This window comes from Mediterraneibacter butyricigenes, assembly GCF_003574295.1.
Lineage (GTDB): Bacteria > Bacillota > Clostridia > Lachnospirales > Lachnospiraceae > Mediterraneibacter_A > Mediterraneibacter_A butyricigenes.
Genome location: NZ_BHGK01000001.1, coordinates 1,790,816 through 1,812,901, shown reverse-complemented (window position 1 = coordinate 1,812,901; position 22,086 = coordinate 1,790,816). Strand labels below are relative to the sequence as shown.

The following is a 22,086-nucleotide window of genomic DNA, read 5'->3' as shown; positions in this document are numbered from 1 at the left end:
ATATACCTCACTAAGTTAACAGCAAAAAACCGTGCCAATTTGTAGCACGGTATAAATGTATAAATCAACCTATCTTTATTCGTTAAATTCAAACAAGTCATTATTATAATTACTTTTTAGCTTTGACATACCAGGACGTTTTTCTGAATAAATATAATCGAATAGATAAGCAATCTCTGATTCGGGAATTGTTACATTATACGATAGTTCAATTTCTAAAAAGATTTTTTTAGCAAGTCTAATAAAATCCTTATGATTATTTATAAAATCATCAAGGTTATTATAGCTAGCTGGTTCCTTATCTATTATGGTTCTTTCAATTAGGCAACATATATGTATATAAATTCCTAAGGTTGTTCCACTACTAAATTCCATGTTAAGCTCCTTTTGAAGACTGGAAATAACCTCTTCAACACTTTTGATTATTTTTCTTGGATCTACTATATTCAAGTAGCCAATTAAGTTTTCTAAGGAGAAATTCTTTATAATATTTTTTGAAAAACATATAACCTGATTATAGCTCAGTTTACCCTGAAATAAGCTGTATATTTTAGTAATATCCTGTGCTTCTATTAACTCTTCTATAGATAGGAATGGAACATTAGTTATATCAGGATTTTCGGTTCCCACAATAAATAAAACATTATATTTATCAAATAAAGTTGATTTATCTCCCATAGTTTCAAGATTACTAAAATCATAGGTAATAATTATTGTATCTATTTCACTTGGTAAGCTTTTCTTAATTAAATCCACTATTTTATTCGCCGTTCCAATTCCTGTTTCACATACAGATAATATTACATCTTGTTTCTTTTTATTCTCAATAAGACTGTATTTATTTGTATTATTAATGCAAGCCTCCTCAAGTATTTCTTTTATATTTTTCTTTTGAACCATCATTGTTGATACGTCCAAAGCCATACGCGTCGTAACATTATTTATTATCCCTATGTCCATCTTAAACTTATCTTCAAGGTATCTATTAATTGCTTCTAATGAACCCATATCTACAAGAACAATAATTTCATTACAGTTTTTAATTCTTTTAAGCTGCTCAGTTAATTTTTCTGCTACTGCCAATATATCGCTATTTATAGGCATATCTATGGCATCAAAAATGTGCTGACCTATCAATTGATTTACCACTTCTGCAATCCCGCTAGCAATAGAATAACCATGAGCAATTATTATTCCTGGTATCGTAGAAGGTATTATGTCTCTTTTTAAATAATTTAAAAGCAAAAAAATATTCAAATGACTTAAAGGATTATCTCCTATTAAATTACTATCATATAATAACTGCAACAGCTCATCTGCCATATTGCTCTTAAAACTATATATTTTAGTTAGCTGCTCTAACATCCTATCTATTTCCGTACAATATTTGATAGAAAGGCTTTCACTAGAATCACTAAAATTACCATAGTCTAATAGAACTCTAGCTAATATTCCCACCTCATTATTTGAAAGAGTAATCGGGCAATACTTGTGGTTTAGCAAGTTTACCATATTAGTCAAGAGATTAGTTGTAAGTTTTTCTGTGAATTTATCAATTTTATTTTCATCGAAATATAGATAATCAATATATTGCTCGAATATTCTATTGCTTTTTATAATAAAATCATCAAGTGTTATTATATTTTTATTCCATTCTAACAAAGATTCTATTAAAAATTGATTAAGTGCAAACAGTTTGTTATCTGATTTTTCAGAACTCCTTAAGCTTTTTATTTCTAACATAGCTTTATCTTCTTTAGGATTGTTAAATACAGTATAAGAGCTTTCCATTAAATCTAAAGGTAAATTATATGTATGTATATTGATATTATCTTCCCCATTCGAATTAATTAAGCTATTGGCGACAGAAGCTTTTATAACATTTTCAAGTTCTCCTATATTACCAACATATTTATGGTTCAATAATATTTGATAAGCCATTCTGCTGATTTTAATTATCTTTTGGACTTTAATCTCTTCTAAATATAAACTATTATATATCAATTCTTTTTTCTCTTTTGATAATCTATCCTCTAGGGATGGCAAAGTAACAGTTATTGGAATTCTCCTAAGGAGAGTTTTTAATAAAACATTATTCGGTTTTTCAGTTGTTGCAAAAATTAATCTTACCCTTGATTTATACCAGGTTTTATTATCTCCTACCATGTGGTATATTCCCTTATCCATAAATAAAAATATCTTTTCCTGACATTCAGGCTTCAGTCCATGAACTTCATCCATAAACAGGACTCCGTTATCAGCTACAGACAAGATTCCTTGTTTATCCTCATCTGCTCCTGTAAAAGCACCTCTTTTATAACCAAATAAATTAGTCAATAAAAGTTCAGGATTATTAGAATACTCTGCGCAGTTAACAGTTAAAAATTTGCCTTCTTTAGGTATAACGCCTTTCTGTTTACCATATTCAAACATTAGCCTTGCCATAAAGCTCTTACCAGTACCTGGTTCTCCATAAAGTAAAATAGGAAGTCCATTCTCTGGATATACTATGGCTGACTTGCACTGCTCTATACAGTACTTTAAACTGCTGTTATAACCAGTTAATTGTGCGAAAACATTTTTTTTACCCTTATTTCCAAGTACTTTTCTGAATTCATCAATAGTGTCAAAATACTTTTTTGTTAATACTACAGAATAAAAATCCTCTATTGTTTTGATATGCAAAAAGGTTACTGGGGTAGAATTAATTTTAATAAGCTTGTTAGCCCTATAGATTTCATTTAATGCTTTAGTAACATTGCTTCTTTTCTCTCCTATCTCCATAGCAATAGCTGTAGCAGAGCATTCCTCAATGTTGTCCCAATCTATCTCCGTTGACTTACTTTTAATATATTCTTCAACCTTATCGTTTAAACTACTCATATTTATCCCTCCAATTCATATAAGAACTTTATTTTATTCATCTTTTATTATATACTAAAATTACAATAAAATAATATTAAAAATTATATATTATTATTGTTTAGAGGGAACAAACTATGTCGAACAATCAAAGTATTATTCAAAAGCAAACTATTAAGCAGGTCCAAAAAATAAACCATTCATATATTAACTCGCTAAAAATTATGAGTATGTCTAAAGAGCAGTTACTAGCACATCTTAAAAACATTATGCAAGAAAACCCATTTATAGAATACACCCCAAATATAAAAACACAGAACTCCAGCATGTCAGCACTTGATTTGATACATACGGAAATAACTCTTCAAGAAGACCTTTTACATCAGCTTCATGTATGCCGAGAACAACACTCTACTAAAATTTGTACATTTATTATTGAGTCGTTAAATGATCAAGGATTTTTATCCTACTCCATAGATGATTACTGTTCTATACTCAATATAAGTAAAGATAAATTTATCTATAATTTAAAAATCGTGCAATCCTTTGAACCCACAGGTGTTGCAGCAGAAAACGTAATTGATTGCCTTAAACTTCAGCTTATAGCAGATAACCAAAGCTTTCCTCTAGAAATACTTACAAATTTTCAAAATGAAATCTTAAGCGGAAAATTAGAATTAATTGCCCAAAAATGTGGTGCTACCGTAGAAGAAATATATGACTCGCTTTCTATAATCAAAACACTAAATCCATATCCTTGCTCTAATTATTGCAAAAAAGAAGCAAGTTATGTATATCCTGATATAAAAATTGATATATCGGATAATAACTTGGTTATTTCTCCTATAGAATATGGTGAATGGAAATATAATGAGGATTACTATTCAAGTATAAAAAATCACCCGAGGCTAAAAAAATATTTCGAAGAAGCTATGATTTTGTTATCTGATGTAGAGAAACGTAATGCTACTTTACTATTAATATCTAACGAACTTATAAATATTCAAAAAGACTACTTTTTACTAGGGAAACCTTTAAAACGTTGCACACTCCAGGATATCTCTAGCAAATTAGGAATTCATAATTCAACTGTTAGCAGGTGCATTAATAATAAATATTATGAATTTGAAAATCGAGTTTATCCATTAAAATCCTTATTTATTTCAAAAAAAGTAAAGGATCTATCCGATCCTTTACAAAATGCTATAAGAAAGTTAATACTGAAAGAAAACCCCAGTCAACCATATAGTGATTATCAGTTGTATATTTTATTAAAAAAACAAGGCTTTAATATATCCAGAAGAACTATAGCAAAGTATCGAAATATAATGAAAATAGAAAACTCCTCAAAAAGAAAAAAGGAATATTTAGTGGACCAGTAATACTGAGAGTGTGAAACTTTGGACCTGTTGACAAACTCACTTTTTCAGTGTTTATTTCTACATGTTTTTTTGAAATGACATAAAACAGCTGGTAAATTCGGTTATTCAAACCGCTTTTGCCAGCCGTTTTAGATTTAATGCCGTTGCTGATAAGAGGCATTCTTCTATCGCTTTCTGAAGGCCTCTTTTCTGGATTTTATTCAATTTATGTTCTCGTTTTAAAACTGCGAATGTTCCTTCTGCCCATATCTTCCTAAGCCTCATGACCCTCAGATAATCACTGGTCCCTACTTTTTTGCTATTTCGATAAAAAGAGGGATAATAAGCACTCGCATTGATTCTGACTGTACCGAGATCTGTGGCACAGGCTGAAAAATCCGGGCAGTTTTTACATTGTTTTTTGAACGGCTATATAAACGGTAATAGTTCTGCGTTGACTTTTTATAAATTAATTTCTGAAATGCTAAATATTCTCCCTGTCTACATACAAAGCGATCTGTTTCGTCCTCATAACAGAATCCCTTTTTCATTGCATTGTTCTGATATTCACGTATAGCTGTATAACCTTGGACCCCTAATAACTCCTGCCCTCTGTGTACCGCTCCTATATCATATTCACCATCTAATCCAATTTCCTGATATTTACAAGACTGTCCTTTCAAATGGTCCAGGATAATATCACTTTCCCTCTGGTTAGCTGGATAACAGTCCATCCCCGTAATAATGCCATGCCTGGTATCCACTGTCATCTCCATCAGATAACCCAGCCCCTTTTTACGAGCCTGGTGGATATAACCACACTCTGGATCTGTCCGGCTTTTTAAAGATTCTTTCTCTTTTTTTACATTTTCCGGTTCTTTATAACCAGGCATGGATGAAAGCTCTGCTTCCAATTCTTCCATATATTTTACAGTGGAACGTTGGACCGTCTCAACCGCCTCATAGCGGCTTTCCCAGGACACATTGGACGGAAGGAATGAACCATCAGCAACACCAGTTTCTCCCGATACGATCCCAAGCTCTATACACTTCAGTACGATCTCATTAAAAATTTCCCGGAATATGCCGGCCTCTTGAAAACGTCTTTTTCTATTCTGGCTAAACGTTGAGTGATCCGGTACTCTATACATAAGATCAATTCCACAAAACCAGCGGTAAGCAAGGTTAAGAGATACTTCCTCTTCAAGTCTCCGCTCTGATTTGATCCCATTGCATCCAGTGTACACAGTTCCAGAAACACAGTTTCTGAAGTGCTGACACTAGCCGGAAATCTACATATTTACTGGCCATTAGATGATGATGTCACCAATGCGTCTCTGGAAGCTTTGTTCTATCCGGGGCGGAATAAGGATAATGAGGAACGACTTATGCCCGATTATCCGAAGATTCACAGGGAACTCGCCAAGAAAGGCGTTACCCTTACCCTACTCTGGACAGAATACTGTCTGGAAGCCAGTGCTGCCGGCAAAAAGCCATATATGAGCACGCAGTTCAATGACAACTACCACAAATGGGCTCGGATCACCAAAGCCACGATGCGTATTCAGCATAAACCCGGTGATGAAATGGAGGTCGACTGGGCCGGTGCCACCATCGATATCTACGACGAGGTTACAGGCGAAATATCACCCGCCTATCTGTTTGTAGCTGTGCTTTCCTGTAGCCTATATGTATACGCAGAACTTTGTCCAAACATGAAATCAGATACCTTCATCAACTGCCATGTACATGCCTATACATACTTTGGTGGATCCACACGCTTATTAATCCCGGATAATCTCAAAGCCGGTATTACCAGGAATACCCTTTATGACACCTTGATTCCAAGAGCCTACAAGGAAATGGCAGACCATTATAATACTGCAATCGTACCGGCCAGAGTGAAGCATCCGGACGATAAACCGAATGCAGAAGGCTCTGTTAAGTATGCAACCACATGGATTCTGGCAGCATTACGTAATTATCATTTCTTTTCTATTGAAGAAGCAAAAACGGCAGTTTCTGAGAAACTGGAGGAACTCAATCTCCGCCCATTTAAAAAGAGACTTGGAAACCGACGTTCTGCTTTCGAAGATGAAGAAAGAGAATTTATGCTACCGCTTCCCAAAGCCCCTTATGAACCAGCAGTCTGGTCCACTGCAAAGGTTCAAAACGATTATCTCATAAGTGATGGAATCAATAAATAATCTGTTCCATTTGATTTAATTGGAGAACAGGTAGATATTCGCTTAACCAGTGCTATAGTAGAGGTTTTCTATCATGGTGGGCGTGTCGCTTTTCATGTGAGGAGGACTACTCCTCAAAGGGATCCCATTTGTATCAGGGAACATATGCCGCTCAATCATCAGAAGTATCTTTCCTACAATCCGGAAGAGTTTGTTCACTGGGCTGAAGGCATTGGAGCACATACATTAAAAACTGTAAATCATTTCCTGTATTCCGAAAAAGAACCGGAACAGGGATACAAGTATTGTGTTGGATTAATGAAGGCTGCTGAAAAATATGGTGACAGTCGAATTGAAAGAGCTTGCGAAAAGCTTATGACTATTACGGTGCAGCCATCATTAAAGAGTATCATTACAATCCTTAAAAACGGACAGGATAAGTTAACATCTGATTCAGAGTCCTCTAGTCAAACACGTCGTAAAAGAAGCAATGGTATTACCCGTGGCATCTCGGCATACAGAAACGGAGGTGAAACAGAATGATTAATGCATCTACCTTTGAGAAACTGAAGGCGCTGAACTGTAGTGCCATGGCCGATGAATTTCAGAATCAGATAAACGATTCGAAATCTTATAATCTATTAGGATTTGAGGAACGCCTTGGACTTCTGGTCGACGCAGAATGGAACAGGCGTCAGGCAAACAAGTTAAAAAATCTTATCAAGAGAGCTGCTTTCTCTGTCTCGTCAGCATGTATTGAGGATATCGAATACATTCCTGATCGTAAGTTTGATAAAGCACAGATGCTTCGGTTCTCGACCTGCCAATACATTAATGAAGGGCACCATATCATCTTAAAAGGAGCCACCGGTTCCGGCAAAACATACATCGCATGCGCCTTGGGTAATGCAGCGTGCCGTAAATTCAAAACAGTAAGATATATCAGAATGCCTGAACTCTTAGATGAGTTGTCACTCTCCAAACAGGACGGCACTTACCGAAAGGTAATCAACGCTTACTGTAAGACAGAACTTCTTATCATTGATGAATGGTTGATTCGAAAACTGTCTACCCAGGAAAGATACGATCTTCTTGAAATCATTGAAAAAAGAGTCAACAGTCCGAAAGGCTCCATGATTCTTTGTACACAGTACACTGATGAGGAATGGTATGGTCGTATTGATCCAGAATACGATGAAGGAAGCCCTGTTGCAGAGGCTATCATGAATCGTATTACAAACAATGCATATGATGTTCTCATTGAAGGAAAAGTCTCAATGAGAAAACGTCATGGCTTGAAGACAAAAACGGAAGGAGGCATTTCATGATGAAAGAATGTCCCTTCCATTCACGCAGCAAGTGTGAAATCTGGGTAGATTACCAGGTTGCATGTGCTACATTACAGGAGGCAGAGGAACTGTGTTCTTCCAACTGGAAGAAAATCAGTTATCTGCTAGACCGGGTAAACCTACTTGAGGCTCTATTAACAGAAGCTGGAATAGCTATACCAGAATAAGCATCATGCACTGATGACCGGAAAGCGTGCACTGTATTGGCGGAAGCTATGCACTAAAACGCCGTGCAGTGTGCTCTATCTGGCCGGTATATACAGAAATTTGGAAATCGGAGTTCCGGTACTCGGAAATCAACTTTTTTGTGCTTGATTATATGTCTATTTCTATGGGAATATTTGTTAAGGCCTTGCCGTATCTACGGTGCGAAGCAGCCTTTACCAATATTCACGTAGAAATAATAATTTGGGATACACAAAAACGAATCTTAAAAGTGATTTCCATATCACCGGATAGGTGATGGAAAGTCATCCGGAATATTCAACAGCCTGTTTGCAATTATCACAGACTACTAACGCCGGAACTCCGCCAAAGTAATCCAGAGCATGATTGTTGACCTCAATCCACTGTGGTTCCCTCGTTGAGAGCATTCCTTCTGCATAGATATACTGTGAGCACGGCAGGATAGTTACAAATACGACGATGGTCATGATTTCCCCAGTAAGAGGATCTGTCATAGAGAAGGTCTGACCTGCAAAATCAACTTCCATTTTTTGCGCGATAACAGCATCAAAGTGGGCAGTTTCGTAATTCTCTTCGCACCACTTGTTGTAGAGTTCGCAATACTGACTATACTGATAGAAGCGGACACCTTCTTCTTCACACTTTTTCTTGTAGCGATTCCAAAGAAACATGAGTGTCATGTTTTTGCGTGTTGCCATAAGCATGGCAGCTTCTTCATAATCAGGAAGTTCGATGTTCTCGTTTCGGCCTCCTGAACCTGGTACAGATCCATACACCTTCAGAGCAATACCATAGTTGGTAATACCTGCCGGTAATGGATACTCCAGATCTTCACACTTCTTGAATGCTCTCAAGAAGTCATTAACACCAGACTTACTGAAACCAGTCTGACGTGCTATTTCGCTTCCAGTCATTGATAGCGCGTAGTGTTTGATAATGATGTCCTTGTAATCCAACTGCATACATTATCCTCCTTAAAATGATATATTCACCATCCCTCGGATGGCTATCATCATTATAAGGATTGGATTATACAGACAGGTGATAAATCGGCTGTTCAGAAACGGAATGCGGCCGTTTTGCTCCGCAAACCCGGCCGATTAGCTTCGCAATATGCAGATCGATAGATTTTCTGCCAACATGGGAATAATAGGGGGCTGCCTTTTCGTATATAAAATCAAAATTTACACAGTTTTTAATCCGTCTCAGAAGATGATCTTCTGGGATCATAGAATCTATGTCAAGAATTACCATCTGGATTTGTCCGCTTTGTTTTCCCATCATAAATAATGACCTCCTGCAATTGATATAATAAGTATACCATACAGAAAGCCATTTCTCTCTAGTTTGTCAACAGGTCCTTTTCTTCATAGTCTCGTAATACTAATGTCCTAAGGAATAATACACAGAGTGAGAGTCTCATATAAACTATGTCTCAGTCTAAATTAAGTTATCGTAAACTTCTTAATATATTTATAACCTCATTCAATGACTTGCACTGATACTGCATGTACTCCTCTATCTCACTATTATAATGCACCATATCCTCAATGAATACAGACAACATATTTGCTCTTTTAGCAGCCATTAATCCTGTCTTAGAGTCCTCTAAAACAATACAATTTTCTGGTCTTACTCCTAGCTTTTTTGCAATGGTTAGATAAATATCTGGTTCCGGCTTTGACTTAATTCCCATATCCCCTCCTAATATAAAATCAAAATCCATTGAAAAGCCAGAATAATCTAACATACTTCTAATAAAAGTCATTGCAGAATTACTTCCAATAGCTATCTTATATCTTTTTCTTGCATACTCATACAGTTCTCTTAAGCCTTCTTTATTCGCATCCCCAGGCTTTTTAAAATATTCTCTTATATACTCTGTCCTTTTCTCATCGCTAAATCCTAACCTTGAAAAGTAGGGAAATTCTTTATTTATAAATTCCATACTTTCTGGTCCCAGTCCTAAAAGTTTGGTATAATCATCTTCTGACATTCTAATTCCATATGTTGCTCCCAACTTGTTTATTAACGATAAATTCATTCTTTCTGTATCGAACATTAGTCCATCTAAATCAAAAATAATTGCTTTTATATCCTTCATACTTATCAACAACCTTTATAAAAATTCTAAAACTAAGAATAGAGAAATTGTAATAAACAATTTCTCTATTGTGTAAAATATCAGTTTATTATCATCCTCCAATTTTAACCATTACCCCTACTGCTTCTCCGTAATTCTCATAATGCTTAAGTTCGCTTTTAGACATCATTTTTACATCTTTTAGAGTATATTCTTTTCCTAATTGATCATACTTTGAGGCTCCAAGATTATGATATGGAAGTAAATTCACTTCTGGGATCTTTAATTGCAACGCCATATTAATAATATCTTTAATGACATTATCATAGTAATTAAAGCCAGGAATAACAGGAACTCTAATGATAATTTTATTGGGATCCTCTTTAGCTAGTTTAACTAAATTCTCTTGAATCCTATATCCATTTCCACCAGTAATTTCAATAATTTTTTCCGGGACACTATGTTTCATATCATAGAGAAATAAATCAACATAAGGTAGAACCATTTCTATGTTACTCCAACTGGTATCTCCAGTTGTTTCTATAGCGGTATTAATATTATATTCTTTACATTTCTTCAATACATTAATAAGAAAATCGAACTGAACAAAAGGCTCTCCACCAGAGATTGTCACTCCTCCGCCGGATTCTTCATAATAATTCTTATCCCTAAGTATAGATTCCATAACCTCTTCAATAGATTTTCTCTCTCCAATAAAACTAATTGCATCTGCAGGGCAATTTTCCTTGCAGGTCTTACAAGTTATGCATTTTTTTCGGTCAAAATTTAACTGACCATTCTCTACCGTAATTGCCTTTTGTGGGCAATTCTTAACGCAAGTCCCGCATTTAACACATTTTTTACTATTATACATTAAGTGAGTATTAATTTGTTGGGATTCAGGATTAGCACACCATGGGCAGTGAAGTGGACATCCCTGCAAAAAAATTGTGCTTCTTATGCCCGGTCCATCGTGGATAGCAAACTTTTCTATCTCCATAACACTTCCGATTATATCCATATTAAACCCCCTCATAAAGAGTTCTTGACAATAACTCTTCTTGAACACTTCTATCAAGGTTAACAAAAACAGCGCTAAAGCCGCTTACTCTTACAATAAGATTAGGGTAGTTTTCCGGATGTATCATAGCGTCTTCTAAAGCATGTTTATCTACCACCGTTACCATTAGTTGGCATCCTCCATGTTTAAAATAGGTTTTAAACAACATTTTGATTTTATCCATATTCTCTTTAAAGAAATTAGTCTGGAACTTAATATTCTGTACGGAACCAAGATGGTATCGAGAATCAAATTTTGAAAGAGAATTAAGCATTGCTGTAGGACCATTTTTATCGGCGCCACCTTGAGGGTTATTAGATGGATTAAGAAAAACCTTATTATTTCTTCCATCAGCAGAAGCACTGGTTTTAAGTCCCCATTCAGTATTTGCCTGATTATTAATAATAACAATGCCATAATACTTTAATCCTTTTTCAATTCCAAATCTACGAATGGTTTTAGCAGAGGTTTCGTATACCATATTGGCAACTTCATCCACCTCTTTATAATCATTTCCATACTTAGGGCAATCCTTTAAATCCTTTTGAAGCCTTTCATATCCTTTAAAGTCATTAACCAAAGCATTATTTATTTCTCTTAACGTGTATTTTTTATCATCAAAAACTAGCTTTTTAATAGCATAAATCGAGTCAGAGCAATTTATGTTTCCAAAGGTTTCACAGCACCCACCTAAGTATTTTATACCTCCATCAAGAAGAGCTTTACCTTTTTCTAAGCAATCATCCATTAAAATACTATTAAATAGAAATGACACTTCTTCATTCATTATTTTGTATGAATTTATTTGTCCATCAACACATATTTCTGCATAGTAGTCATGTAATTTTCTATATTCTTCATAGAACTCTTCAAAAGAGTTAATATCTTCTAGCTTCTTCAATTTAATTGGACCAGCTTTATTTACATTATCCCAAGGATCTACACCTTCATTTAACACAATATTTAAAGTCTTAGTTAAGTTAATTATTGAATTTGGAGGACTTACTGTCATACCTACAATATTCATTTCTCCGCATCCAAATGGAGCATATTGCTCAGCTTCTTTTTCATTAATTCTCATGCAATTCATTAATCCTGGCACATGCACCTCATCGTTATATAAGGTCGGATAAGTAGCACCACTAGCTAAACACTCAAGCGCTTTATCATAAATGTCCTGAGGAGTATCTTCATAAAGTCGAAGTGTGAATTGTGGTTCAACATACCTACACTCATTACATACTTCTAAGGCAATTCTTGCAAATGTATCTGCTGCAGCTGGATTTTTTCTTCCCCTTCCACCAACAATTACTCTTCCATTTACCGTTGTTCTCTTATTTTCAATTAATGTCCATATACTTTTAACGTAAGCTTTAGCCTTCTCAAAGGTAATATTGCCCTCATCTAAATCTTTTTGCAAGTATTCACCTACTATATCATCTAATCTTCCATAGTTTATCACTCCTGCCAACAGTGCATACATCCATACAAGCTGCAATGCTTGATGGAAATTTGTTGGTGGTTCCGTTCTGATTACCGAAAGGCTATCTATTATCGTATTTAATTGTTCAGTCCTTGGTTCATCGGAGGTTGTACACTCTGCTTTGAGTTCTTCTATATAAAAGTCACAACAGCTTGTAAATAAGTCTAATGTTTCAATACATGCTTTATAAAATGAATTATCGCAATCATCATCCATACGTGAAATAATTTCCTTCTTTATTCCAACAATTCCTTTATCCACAAGCTTATTGTAATTAAGCATCATCCCGCTTAAGCGGGCACCGGTGCTTACTGGAGCGTCATACATTATATCACTTGAATAAACAGTGTTAATTATTCCATCAGTATATCTATTCATAAATTTAGTTTTTGTATCTTCTTCTTCCCAATAAGCTATTAATTTATCTACTCTATTAACCATATCAGCATCAGATAATTCATCTCTAAATTTCTCCATATTATAAAAATGACAATAATGTCCTACCCCACCTACAGAAGTAACACAACCAAACCCTACTGGGAGATAATCCATTCTGCCTGCAAATAAATCTTCTTTTTCTATTTTGCGCAATAGTCTTGGATATATAACTTTTAAACATTGGATTTCTCTTAAATCTCTAGGCATACCCAAAGTTTCTTGATGCTTCTTAGTATATTCCTCCATTATCTCCAGCTGTTCTTCTAAAGACTTTTCACATTTCATCTTAGCTTCAATTTCTGCATTTGTCTTTTTACCGCTTAGGTTCTGCTTTTTCTTTATCATTCTATTCACCTTCCTTGGATTATTTTCACATATATAATTTCAAAATCATTAATTACGTTGAAACTATCCATAGTACTTTCTCAGCTGTAAATTTATTATATTGAATCGAGAAAGTACTATGGAATAGTATAGACATATATAGTATTTTTTCTAAAAAACGATATTAAGCATTAGTTGTTATACCTGTCCATGTTTTCTCTGCATCACGCCAGTTATCTTGTAGACCTCCCAATAAATCAACAAATCGTTTTGTTATTAGCTGGGGACGAGTTATTGCACTTCCTACAACCACTGAATGTGCACCTAAATATATGGCTTTCATTGCATCCTCTGGAGTATATATGTGCCCTTCCATAATTACTTCCGCTCTTCCCTTGAAATCTCTACACATTCTTGCAAATTCTCTAAGATCTGGTGGTTCAATCCCTTCGGTGGCTTTTGTATAACCGCACATAGTTGGAGCAACTATATCAGCTCCTAGTTCTATAGCATGTAAAGCATTATCATAGGTATCAATATCAGCAAAAATAATTGCTTCTGGCAACTCTTTTTTAATTATTGGAATTAGATCACATCTTGGTTTGCCTATATGATTTAACATTTGGGTAGAGTCTAAGGCAATTATTCTTGCCCCTGCTTCCCAAAGTGCTATGGCATGCTCAATAGTTGGTGTCATAATAACATCGTCTAAACAGTCATACTTAATCTTATGTAAGCCTATTATTGGAAGGTTAACAGCCTCATGAATAGCTTTTACCTGCTCTGGACTGTTAGAACGAATGCCAACAGCTCCTGCCCATTCTGCAGCTTTAGCCATAAGTACAACTGTATTTGTACCATCGTGGATTACATCACCTGGCTGAGTCTGACAGGATACAATTAATCCACCTCTCATTTGATCTAACAATGCCTTTTTCCTATCAATGTTCATATTTTCTCCTCCTAAAGTTAAATTTTATTATTACTGGATGTTATAAAATCCCGAAACAATGCAATATAATAGATGCAATAACTAATATTATAATTAATACAGCAGGGGCAACTTTCCCTTTCTTTAATATATTCATACATAATAATGTAAGTCCCGTAGGTAATATAGCAGGTGCAATACTATCAATTATTGATTGTACTGTAAAGGAAACATCTTTTACATTATATGTAAATGGAATTGATATACTTACCATAGTACATGCCATTGCTCCTATAGTCATTAAACCAATCATACTAGCATACTGAGTCAATAATGGAATTGTACCATTTTCACTAGCTTTCTTTAAAAAGTTTTCACCTGATTTAAATCCAATTACTGGTAAAATATGCCTTACAAATGTAGCTGGTATATTATAAATCAGAAAATATAGAATTGGTCCTAAAATACTTCCTGCTGCAGCAAAGGAAACTCCTATCCCTGTAGCAATAATCTTTAGTGTACCCCAGAATACAGAGTCTCCTATACTAGCAAGAGGTCCCATTAAGCTTGCCTTAACAGCATTAATAGATTTTGTGTCATAATTAGGATCTTCTGACGCCTGTTTTTCCATAGATGCGGCAAGCCCAGTTGCTAAACCAGCCATTTGAGGAGTGGTATTCCATATTTCCCAGTGACGCTTATATGCTTCTACCTTATCTTCCTTTTTCTTATAATACCTTTCAATTACAGGAACCATTGCGTACAAGAAGGTTAAGCCCTGCATTTTTTCATATTGGTAGGGACCGCTACCTATCATAGTTCTCCAAGTAACGGAATTAATCATTTTCTTATCTTCTGGCTCTAAATGAAATAATGAATCCTTCTTACTCATCAAATAAATCCTCCTCACTACTATTGTTTACAGCTGTTGACAGCTTATTTCTACCACTAACTGAAAAATCTATTATACAATATAATATTCCTGCCATAGCAACACCCATTATTGGAACCTCTAGATATGCTGCTAAAAAATATCCAACAAAGAAAAATACAGCTAATTTTTTAGACCATATAACCTTTAACAATAATCCGAATCCTACAGCTGCCAGTAATCCAGAGGCTACAGTTAAGCCTTCAGTTATTACTGCTGGCAATGAGTTAACAACAGCTTCTACTGCACTAGCTCCAAAGCTTACTGCAAAAAAGGTAGGAAGTGACACAAGAATACAGAATATAATTGTTTGAGCAAAAGCCATAATATCTATTCCTTTAGCATCGGCCTTTTCAACAAGCTTATCTATAGATGGATTAAAAAAGCTCCTTAAAGTGAATATCAGCATCATAAACTGTCCACATAAAAGTCCAGCAGGTATTGCCAGCGCAAGAGAAGTATCAGCAGTCATACCTGTAAGTATAGTAAATGAAGTACCAATAGCCGCTCCACTTGTAGCATCTGAAGGTACGATTCCCCCTATATTTACTGCACCTAAGAAAATGAGCTCATAAGTAGCACCACAAATAATACCTGCTTGCATATCTCCTAATACTAATCCAACCAAAGGTGCTACAATAATTGGCTGGGTGGTAAAAGTATACCCAAACCAATAGTTAATAAAATTACATACAATTAGAATTAAAGTTACTAATAAAGCATTAACCATTTTTCTCTCTCCTTCTAAATAAATTCTTCTATATTTTTACATGAATCTGACGGTACAACGCGAGTATCAATTGTTTCGACCAATGGAATTAACTTTCTAATATTTTCAATATCTTTGGCTGTCATATATATTCCCTTTAAAATCATTTTTCCTCCTTCCTTTTTATTACTCGCGCCACCTATATTTAGCATCTTAATCCCTTCAATCTCTTGGACTACTTTTAATGCATCATCAGTATTCTTAACTACTACAAAAATTTTCATATTGTTTGTTTTTGGATTATTAATTAAATCTATGCCATCTTTTAAAGATTTAATAGCCATTTTAACGCCTGCTGGCTTTGCCATCTTTATTGCCAATTTTGTTATTTCATCATTTATTACGCCATCATTCGCAATAAGAATTGCATCTGGATTAGTTTGATTTATCCAAGAAAAAGCAACCTGTCCATGGAGCAAGCGATCGTCTACTCTCAGCATTGTTACCATAAAGTTTCCTCCTTATCGTTATTTCTTTTTTCTTTCATAAACTCATTATCAATTAAGACAATGCTATTAACAGCTTCATTAATAGCGTCCAATATTAAGTTCTTTGTATTTTCCTCTTCTTCATTGATGATAACCTCAAGCGCCATGCCTAAATTAACCCCACCAACTAAATAAACACTATTAAATTTACATAAATGCATTAATTGATTATATACACTTCCACCAGGAATATCAGCAAAGATTATATATTCATAGGATTCATTTTTCTCTATTTCTGCTAATATAGCATCATATATTTTTTGAGGAGTTGAATAGGTATTTAAATCATAGCATTCTATATTTCCACAAGTTCCTATTATCATTTCTACAGCACTTTTTATTCCTGTTGCTAATCCTCCATGGGAAGCTATAATATACTTTCTCATAAAATCACCACCTTTCTGTCTAAAAGTCTTTTTATTATTAATCTAGCAAAAAATCGTGCCAATATATTAATCTAATAATATTTTCAAATATTTTATAACCTTACAGGGAAATGAGTAGGATTTATACAAGATTGACAGTATAAAAGCACTTGAATGCATATGCATACCTCCCACACTAAAAAAATGTTCCCCAACATAACTCAGGGAACATAAAAACACATATTATTTAATTTAAAAAATTCCTCAAACCCTGTGATTTCAAACCTTTAGCGAATAAACAAAGTAACTGTCTATAAGTGACTTGGGACAAACCATTTATACTACATAACGAAAGTATTAGAGGGACGTAAAGTATAAATGATATGAAAATATATTTGTCCAAAAACAGAACTTGTCTTGGTTATATGTACTTCCTGTATATGAAGACACATAGTCCTGTAGCTCATCATACGCAATCTCAATACATTGATTTCTTATTGAAACCTTTTCTTTTTCTATTGCCCCCATAAGCTTAGGAATAATACTAACTCTAGCACCACTCCCTGTTCATCAAGATAATATCTATAATAGTATTTAAGCTCCTCAATCTTGTACTGTTTAGCCTCTGTATCTAAATACAGCTCCCACCAAGGTGTAATACCAGCTTTCGAAGAAATATAACACGCAATTTGGCCTGTATTCATATCAAAGGTTGGTTTTCCATCAATCTGCATTAACTGATTTAGTTTAGAAGCACCCTTAATATCACAGATTGCCTGAAAATATTCTTCCCCAGTACTTTCGAATTCGTTCATATCATCGAGCATTGCCAATAATTCACCAGCTGTTACCAACGCAACTAAATTTCTGATTCTAGCCGCACTTCGAATAATACAATTCAGATTCATTCTTATGCGTTTTCGAGAATAGCCCTCTGCGACTGCATTAAGAACAAATTCTTTCTCAATCAAAGCAATATTTTCAGCATCTCTCTTGATCTTATACAATAGTTCCGAAAGATAATAAAACGACTTGTCAAATTTAAAAAACGGTTTCTCCTGTAACCAATCAGCAAGAATACCATAAACATTTCTCTCTATATCAACCTTTTTATTTTTTAATGAGGACAATACAAAACGGCGGAAACTTTCATGATATATTGAAAAACCACCGCTTAACACGTTTTCCGCCAATAATGGATAAAGCATCGATATATCTTGCTCTACAAACTCTCCATCTCCAGTAATCTCCATTAAATCATCTAGACTAAGATAGAAATCTGCCCCACAAAGTGCATTCACTGTGCGATTGTTATGAACCTTTTTATATAAATAGGAATAATACTCAGATAGACTGATATCGTAATCGGGTATTCCGTCAATTAATTCTTTATTTACATTCGAGTTTCGTAACTGACGCAAGATATAACTGAGGTACAGCGCATTTCCCTGAGATTTCTTAAGTAGATATTCACTTATTGATGAACCATCATCATCTTTGATAGTATCATCAGTAATCTGAAAAGTCGCCATCAAGGATTTCACTTGCTTAATACCCCATGACTCAATTTCAAATACACGGTAGCTATTGGCTTTGAATTCATCCAGTTCGTCTATTGGCTGCGATGCTATTATGACATAGCAGTTATCAGGAAAATGAATTTCCAACAGTTCCGAAATGATTTCAGTTTCTGAACGTGAAATAAGATCTTTATGTAGATCATATTCTCTGGAGATATGATCTAGACCATCTACTACTAAATAGAATTCCTCTCCAATAAGTCGAAGCAGATTTTCAAGCTCTGCTTTATCAGCACCAAAGGTTGTATTCTTATGCTCAACTAATTCTGGGCATTGTTCCACAATCTGTGAAACCAGATTGCCATATAAGGAAGTTACACGTATTCTCTCAAGACTATTTGTGTCCTGCAATGACTGGAAGCAATTATAATGAATAACTTTACTGTCATCGTTCTCAAGTTTATCTATGTATTCATCGACAAGCCAAGACTTGCCAGATCCAGGATTACCAGTAATAATGACACGTTTTGAATCACGAATTGCTCCGTGCAGCCGTTCAATCTCATCGTCAAGCATAACCTTATGCGCTGAATCCACCGGAAATTTTTGATCAAATTTCCCATAATCCCTTATAAATCCAAGGCGCCCCATTAATGTATTGGTATAAAGTCTATTACCCATCGCTCTGGAGTGCTTCACTTCCGTAGCAAGCTTATAAATAACTTCTTCTAAGTTTAGATTATCATTTGGATATATTCCTACGCCCAATTTTTCAACTTGCTGTATAATTACATTTTCTATGCCACCAGGATTTTTCAAATCAAGACTTGCCTTAGGCATTTCCAGAATAATCGTAAGTTCATTGCAAAATGATAAAAAGTTTTCTCTATCGATAAGGCCTGACTTAATCGCCACATTAAACTTTCTCCACGTTTTTGGAAGTAGATTTCCTACCGGCCAAAACGCCTTGCCATCAAACGAATATGCAGCAATTGAAAAAGGCAGGGGCTATTCTTGAATAGGTTTCAAAAATTCTACAATCGGATCATCATCAGTGGGCCTGTTCCACGCAAGGCACAACTTTATCTGATTATCATTTTCAGATTCTTTTCTCGTTTTCCAAGAAGCGAAAAGATCGCATAATGCCGTATCATGTCCATTGCCATTTGCGAAGTCATCTTTAGTAAGTTTATGGGTGTTTTCATCATCAGAATACTTAATCTGAAATTCAGTAGTACCATTAGGTGTCTTCACCTTTAGATCGTCAAATTTATCTCCACTGAAATCCTTACGATCAATAATTAATTCAGCATCTGTCTGCTTAAGCATCAGTTGTAGGATTATCGAAACAGTAAAATAATCCTGATATTCATACCCTTCATGGATTGGACTCTGCATTTAATGACCTCCTCACATCAACACTAAGTGAATCAACTTTTCAATTCTTCCCCTTTCATCAAATCATACCACCTTCTTAATCCATTTTCTATATAATTCCTTTTCAAATAACGAAAAGCTCCCAAAGGAGCTTTCCATGTACCTTAAATATACACCAATTCTTTCAACACAATTTCTTCCGCAACATTCCGGATATTATTTACAGCTCCAACCCACACCATCTGACGCACCAGAATACCCATCCTCTCCTGTGCTTCATCGTCCACAGCATTCAGATGTTCTGTTAATCTGTCTTCCAACATATACAGTGAATACATTGCCGGACGATGCTCTTTCAGATACGTTTTCCGCATCATTCCATATTTCCCATAATGCGGTTCTTCATCTGTACTGACAAGATTCGGATAGTAAATTCCGTCTGCTCCCAGTGTGTAGATTCCACCCATTTTTTCAAATGTGCTTTTCATGTGCTATTCCTCCTTGAAATCAGCGATGTCTTAGATCATCGCAAAATATTTCAGGGCAGCCTTGATAGCATCTTCTTTCTCTTTCGGGCATTGCGGAACTCTTGCATTTTCTGATTTTGGAAGATTATAGTTTTCTCCCACTTCGATTCCACATTTGCGTTTTACCTGAGAAATATATAAATTTGAAACTTTCAATCCAAATTCTTTCAGCACATAATCTTTGATTTCCTGATAGGTTGCTTTCAACTCGGCACTGGTGGCATCCAGCTCATCCAGATCTAAGTCGATCTCTATCGTGTCATCTGGTTTTTATTGGGATAAAAGAGCTACCGTCTCAACATGCACCGTATTCGGGAACTGATCTACAGCCCGCACCCGTTTCAGTTCATATCCATTCTCACAGAGCATTTTCAGATCACGAGCCAGTGTTGCAGAATCGCAGCTCACATAGACCACCTTATCCGGCTCCATTTTCACGATCGTCTCAAGCAGCGTGCTGTCGCAGCCCTTCCGCGGGGGATCCACCACGATCACATCTGCATGCGCCTGCTGCCCCGGATGCTCTCTTTCATAATCTTTATAATACTCCGGCAGAACTTCTTCTGCCTTTCCCACATAAAATTCCACATTTTCTATGGCATTGATCTTTGCATTTCTTTTGGCATCTTCGATAGCCTGTGGTACAATCTCCACGCCATACACTTGTTTTGCCCGATGCGCCAGAAACAGGGAAATGGTTCCGATTCCACAATACAGATCCCACACCGTCTCTGTTCCGTTCAGATCCGCATATTCCAGTGCAAGTCCGTACAGCTTTTCTGTCTGTACCGGATTCACCTGGTAAAAGGAAAGCGGAGAAATCTGATACTGATTTTCTCCGATGTAGTCTGTGATAAAAGGCTGTCCCCAGAGAACCTCATAGGAATCCCCCATGATTACATTGTCCCGTCTGGTATTGGAACTGATACAAATGCTGGTCATGCCCGAAATTTTCTGCAATTTTTGAATCAACTCTTCCTGATACGGAAGCCACTGAGCTACCGTCTCACCGCAATTGTTCTTTCTCCCGTTTCCGTCTCCATTTGCTCCGGTTTTCTTCAAAATGACATCTGGCATCCTATTAATTTCTGCACGTTCATACTTCGCCCCTGAGCGATTTTCCCGGTTCAGCACCAGACAGACCATCACTTCTTTCGTGGTGAATCCATACCGGATCAGGATATGGCGTACCAGTCCCTGTCCCGTTTTTTCATCATAGGCAGGAATCTGATGGTTCTTCATAAAATCCAGAAGAATCTCCAGAATCTTTTTATTCTCCGGCACACCAAGCGCACAGTCTGTATTTGCAATAATATCATGAGTTCTTCCTGCATAAAATCCGGCTACCGGATTGCCTTCTTTCTCTGTTCCGATCGGGAACTGTGCTTTGTTCCGATAATAAAACGGAACCGCCATCCCTACGATCGGCTCACTGATCTGCTCGATTCGTTCTCTGGAAAATCCGCCGATCCGCTCCAGATTATTCTGCACTTTTTCCTGTTTGAAACGCAGCTGACTCTCATAGGACATTTCCTGGATCTGACAGCCGCCACAGCGTCTGGCAAACCTGCATTTCGGTTCAATCCGTTCCTCAGAAGGAGACAGAATCTTCATTAGTCTCGCATAACCGTAATGCTTTTTGGCTTTCGTTACTTTTACTTCTGCCACATCACCGATTACCGCATCTTTCACAAAAAGGGTATAGCCATCCACTTTTCCGATGCCTTCTCCACCGACTCCCATATCTTCAATTGTCACTGTGACCATCTGATTTTTCTGCATACTCCGTTATTCTACCCCTTCTGAATTCTGAGTCTTATCTTTTTCCCGAAATTCTATTCTTTCC

General features: G+C 35.8%; 22 protein-coding genes and 2 pseudogenes. 5 read left to right on the top strand and 19 right to left on the bottom strand.

What is annotated here, in order from left to right; translation table 11 throughout:
* Positions 1 to 75 precede the first annotated feature (75 nt).
* A complete protein-coding gene (locus tag KGMB01110_RS08980; protein ID WP_119298065.1) occupies positions 76 to 2,883 on the bottom strand; it encodes a sigma 54-interacting transcriptional regulator in 2,808 nt (935 codons plus the stop codon).
* A 116-nt stretch (positions 2,884 to 2,999) separates the two neighbouring features.
* Between KGMB01110_RS08980 and KGMB01110_RS08975 the strand changes: the two genes are divergently transcribed.
* Positions 3,000 to 4,244 carry an RNA polymerase factor sigma-54 gene (locus KGMB01110_RS08975; protein ID WP_119298064.1) on the top strand — a complete coding sequence of 415 codons (1,245 nt, stop codon included), beginning with the start codon at positions 3,000 to 3,002 and terminating at the stop codon, positions 4,242 to 4,244.
* A 105-nt stretch (positions 4,245 to 4,349) separates the two neighbouring features.
* Here KGMB01110_RS08975 and KGMB01110_RS15830 read toward each other — a convergent pair whose 3' ends face one another.
* The 3 genes and pseudogenes from KGMB01110_RS15830 to KGMB01110_RS15970 form a co-directional block, all read right to left on the bottom strand.
* Positions 4,350 to 4,583, bottom strand: coding sequence for a transposase (locus KGMB01110_RS15830; RefSeq protein WP_243112863.1), 234 nt, complete (start codon positions 4,581 to 4,583; stop codon positions 4,350 to 4,352).
* Positions 4,532 to 5,146: a hypothetical protein gene (locus KGMB01110_RS08965; RefSeq protein ID WP_243112747.1), complete on the bottom strand. Its 615-nt coding sequence runs from the start codon at positions 5,144 to 5,146 to the stop codon at positions 4,532 to 4,534. The genes KGMB01110_RS15830 and KGMB01110_RS08965 overlap by 52 nt, the downstream gene beginning before the upstream one ends.
* 195 nt (positions 5,147 to 5,341) lie before the next feature.
* Positions 5,342 to 5,470 (bottom strand): annotated as a pseudogene (locus KGMB01110_RS15970) (transposase); the annotation flags it as partial.
* Between KGMB01110_RS15970 and istA the strand changes: the two are divergent.
* The 4 genes from istA (at position 5,453) to KGMB01110_RS08950 (ending at position 7,925) form a co-directional block, all read left to right on the top strand.
* Positions 5,453 to 6,430 carry an IS21 family transposase gene (gene istA, locus KGMB01110_RS08960; protein WP_193989133.1) on the top strand — a complete coding sequence of 326 codons (978 nt, stop codon included), beginning with the start codon at positions 5,453 to 5,455 and terminating at the stop codon, positions 6,428 to 6,430. The pseudogene KGMB01110_RS15970 and the gene istA sit on opposite strands and share 18 nt — an antisense overlap.
* Before the next feature lie 144 nt (positions 6,431 to 6,574).
* Positions 6,575 to 6,952: a hypothetical protein gene (locus KGMB01110_RS15175; RefSeq protein ID WP_193989132.1), complete on the top strand. Its 378-nt coding sequence runs from the start codon at positions 6,575 to 6,577 to the stop codon at positions 6,950 to 6,952.
* Positions 6,949 to 7,737, top strand: coding sequence for an ATP-binding protein (locus KGMB01110_RS08955; protein WP_119298061.1), 789 nt, complete (start codon positions 6,949 to 6,951; stop codon positions 7,735 to 7,737). Before KGMB01110_RS15175 ends, KGMB01110_RS08955 begins: the two co-directional genes overlap by 4 nt.
* Positions 7,734 to 7,925 (top strand): mobility-associated LCxxNW protein, encoded by a 192-nt coding sequence (locus tag KGMB01110_RS08950; protein WP_119298060.1) that lies wholly within the window; start codon positions 7,734 to 7,736, stop codon positions 7,923 to 7,925. The genes KGMB01110_RS08955 and KGMB01110_RS08950 overlap by 4 nt, the downstream gene beginning before the upstream one ends.
* A gap of 303 nt (positions 7,926 to 8,228) precedes the next feature.
* On the opposite strand, the gene KGMB01110_RS15155 is transcribed toward KGMB01110_RS08950, so the two are convergent.
* The 15 genes and pseudogenes from KGMB01110_RS15155 to rlmD all read right to left on the bottom strand — a co-directional run.
* Positions 8,229 to 8,906 (bottom strand): hypothetical protein, encoded by a 678-nt coding sequence (locus tag KGMB01110_RS15155; protein ID WP_174714251.1) that lies wholly within the window; start codon positions 8,904 to 8,906, stop codon positions 8,229 to 8,231.
* A gap of 67 nt (positions 8,907 to 8,973) precedes the next feature.
* Positions 8,974 to 9,228, bottom strand: coding sequence for a hypothetical protein (locus KGMB01110_RS08935; protein WP_119298059.1), 255 nt, complete (start codon positions 9,226 to 9,228; stop codon positions 8,974 to 8,976).
* 166 nt (positions 9,229 to 9,394) lie between these two features.
* On the bottom strand, positions 9,395 to 10,048 hold the full coding sequence (locus KGMB01110_RS08930) for an HAD family hydrolase (RefSeq protein ID WP_119298058.1): 654 nt from the start codon (positions 10,046 to 10,048) through the stop codon (positions 9,395 to 9,397).
* Between the two features lie 91 nt (positions 10,049 to 10,139).
* The gene (locus KGMB01110_RS08925; RefSeq protein ID WP_119298057.1) at positions 10,140 to 11,048 is read right to left on the bottom strand and encodes a glycyl-radical enzyme activating protein; all 909 of its coding nucleotides are present in this window, start codon (positions 11,046 to 11,048) and stop codon (positions 10,140 to 10,142) included.
* A gap of 1 nt (position 11,049) precedes the next feature.
* On the bottom strand, positions 11,050 to 13,353 hold the full coding sequence (locus KGMB01110_RS08920) for a pyruvate formate lyase family protein (protein WP_119298056.1): 2,304 nt from the start codon (positions 13,351 to 13,353) through the stop codon (positions 11,050 to 11,052).
* A 163-nt stretch (positions 13,354 to 13,516) separates the two neighbouring features.
* Positions 13,517 to 14,284: an N-acetylmannosamine-6-phosphate 2-epimerase gene (locus KGMB01110_RS08915; protein ID WP_119298055.1), complete on the bottom strand. Its 768-nt coding sequence runs from the start codon at positions 14,282 to 14,284 to the stop codon at positions 13,517 to 13,519.
* Positions 14,285 to 14,324: 40 nt separating this feature from the next.
* On the bottom strand, positions 14,325 to 15,155 hold the full coding sequence (locus tag KGMB01110_RS08910) for a PTS system mannose/fructose/sorbose family transporter subunit IID (RefSeq protein ID WP_119298054.1): 831 nt from the start codon (positions 15,153 to 15,155) through the stop codon (positions 14,325 to 14,327).
* On the bottom strand, positions 15,148 to 15,924 hold the full coding sequence (locus KGMB01110_RS08905; protein ID WP_119298053.1) for a PTS mannose/fructose/sorbose/N-acetylgalactosamine transporter subunit IIC: 777 nt from the start codon (positions 15,922 to 15,924) through the stop codon (positions 15,148 to 15,150). Before KGMB01110_RS08905 ends, KGMB01110_RS08910 begins: the two co-directional genes overlap by 8 nt.
* Before the next feature lie 14 nt (positions 15,925 to 15,938).
* Entirely contained in the window at positions 15,939 to 16,412 is a 474-nt protein-coding gene (locus KGMB01110_RS08900) for a PTS sugar transporter subunit IIB (protein ID WP_119298052.1), read from the bottom strand.
* Complete coding sequence (locus KGMB01110_RS08895) at positions 16,406 to 16,837, bottom strand: PTS sugar transporter subunit IIA (RefSeq protein ID WP_119298051.1); 432 nt, start codon at positions 16,835 to 16,837, stop codon at positions 16,406 to 16,408. Before KGMB01110_RS08895 ends, KGMB01110_RS08900 begins: the two co-directional genes overlap by 7 nt.
* A gap of 494 nt (positions 16,838 to 17,331) precedes the next feature.
* Entirely contained in the window at positions 17,332 to 19,251 is a 1,920-nt protein-coding gene (locus KGMB01110_RS08890) for a P-loop domain-containing protein (protein ID WP_243112743.1), read from the bottom strand.
* A 93-nt stretch (positions 19,252 to 19,344) separates the two neighbouring features.
* A complete protein-coding gene (locus tag KGMB01110_RS15360; protein WP_243112742.1) occupies positions 19,345 to 19,734 on the bottom strand; it encodes a hypothetical protein in 390 nt (129 codons plus the stop codon).
* A 143-nt stretch (positions 19,735 to 19,877) separates the two neighbouring features.
* Positions 19,878 to 20,201: a TnpV protein gene (locus KGMB01110_RS08885; RefSeq protein ID WP_119298050.1), complete on the bottom strand. Its 324-nt coding sequence runs from the start codon at positions 20,199 to 20,201 to the stop codon at positions 19,878 to 19,880.
* Between the two features lie 30 nt (positions 20,202 to 20,231).
* Complete coding sequence (locus KGMB01110_RS08880; RefSeq protein WP_119298049.1) at positions 20,232 to 20,447, bottom strand: hypothetical protein; 216 nt, start codon at positions 20,445 to 20,447, stop codon at positions 20,232 to 20,234.
* A gap of 66 nt (positions 20,448 to 20,513) precedes the next feature.
* Positions 20,514 to 22,022: pseudogene (gene rlmD / locus KGMB01110_RS08875) on the bottom strand (23S rRNA (uracil(1939)-C(5))-methyltransferase RlmD); the annotation flags it as partial.
* Positions 22,023 to 22,086: the final 64 nt, after the last annotated feature.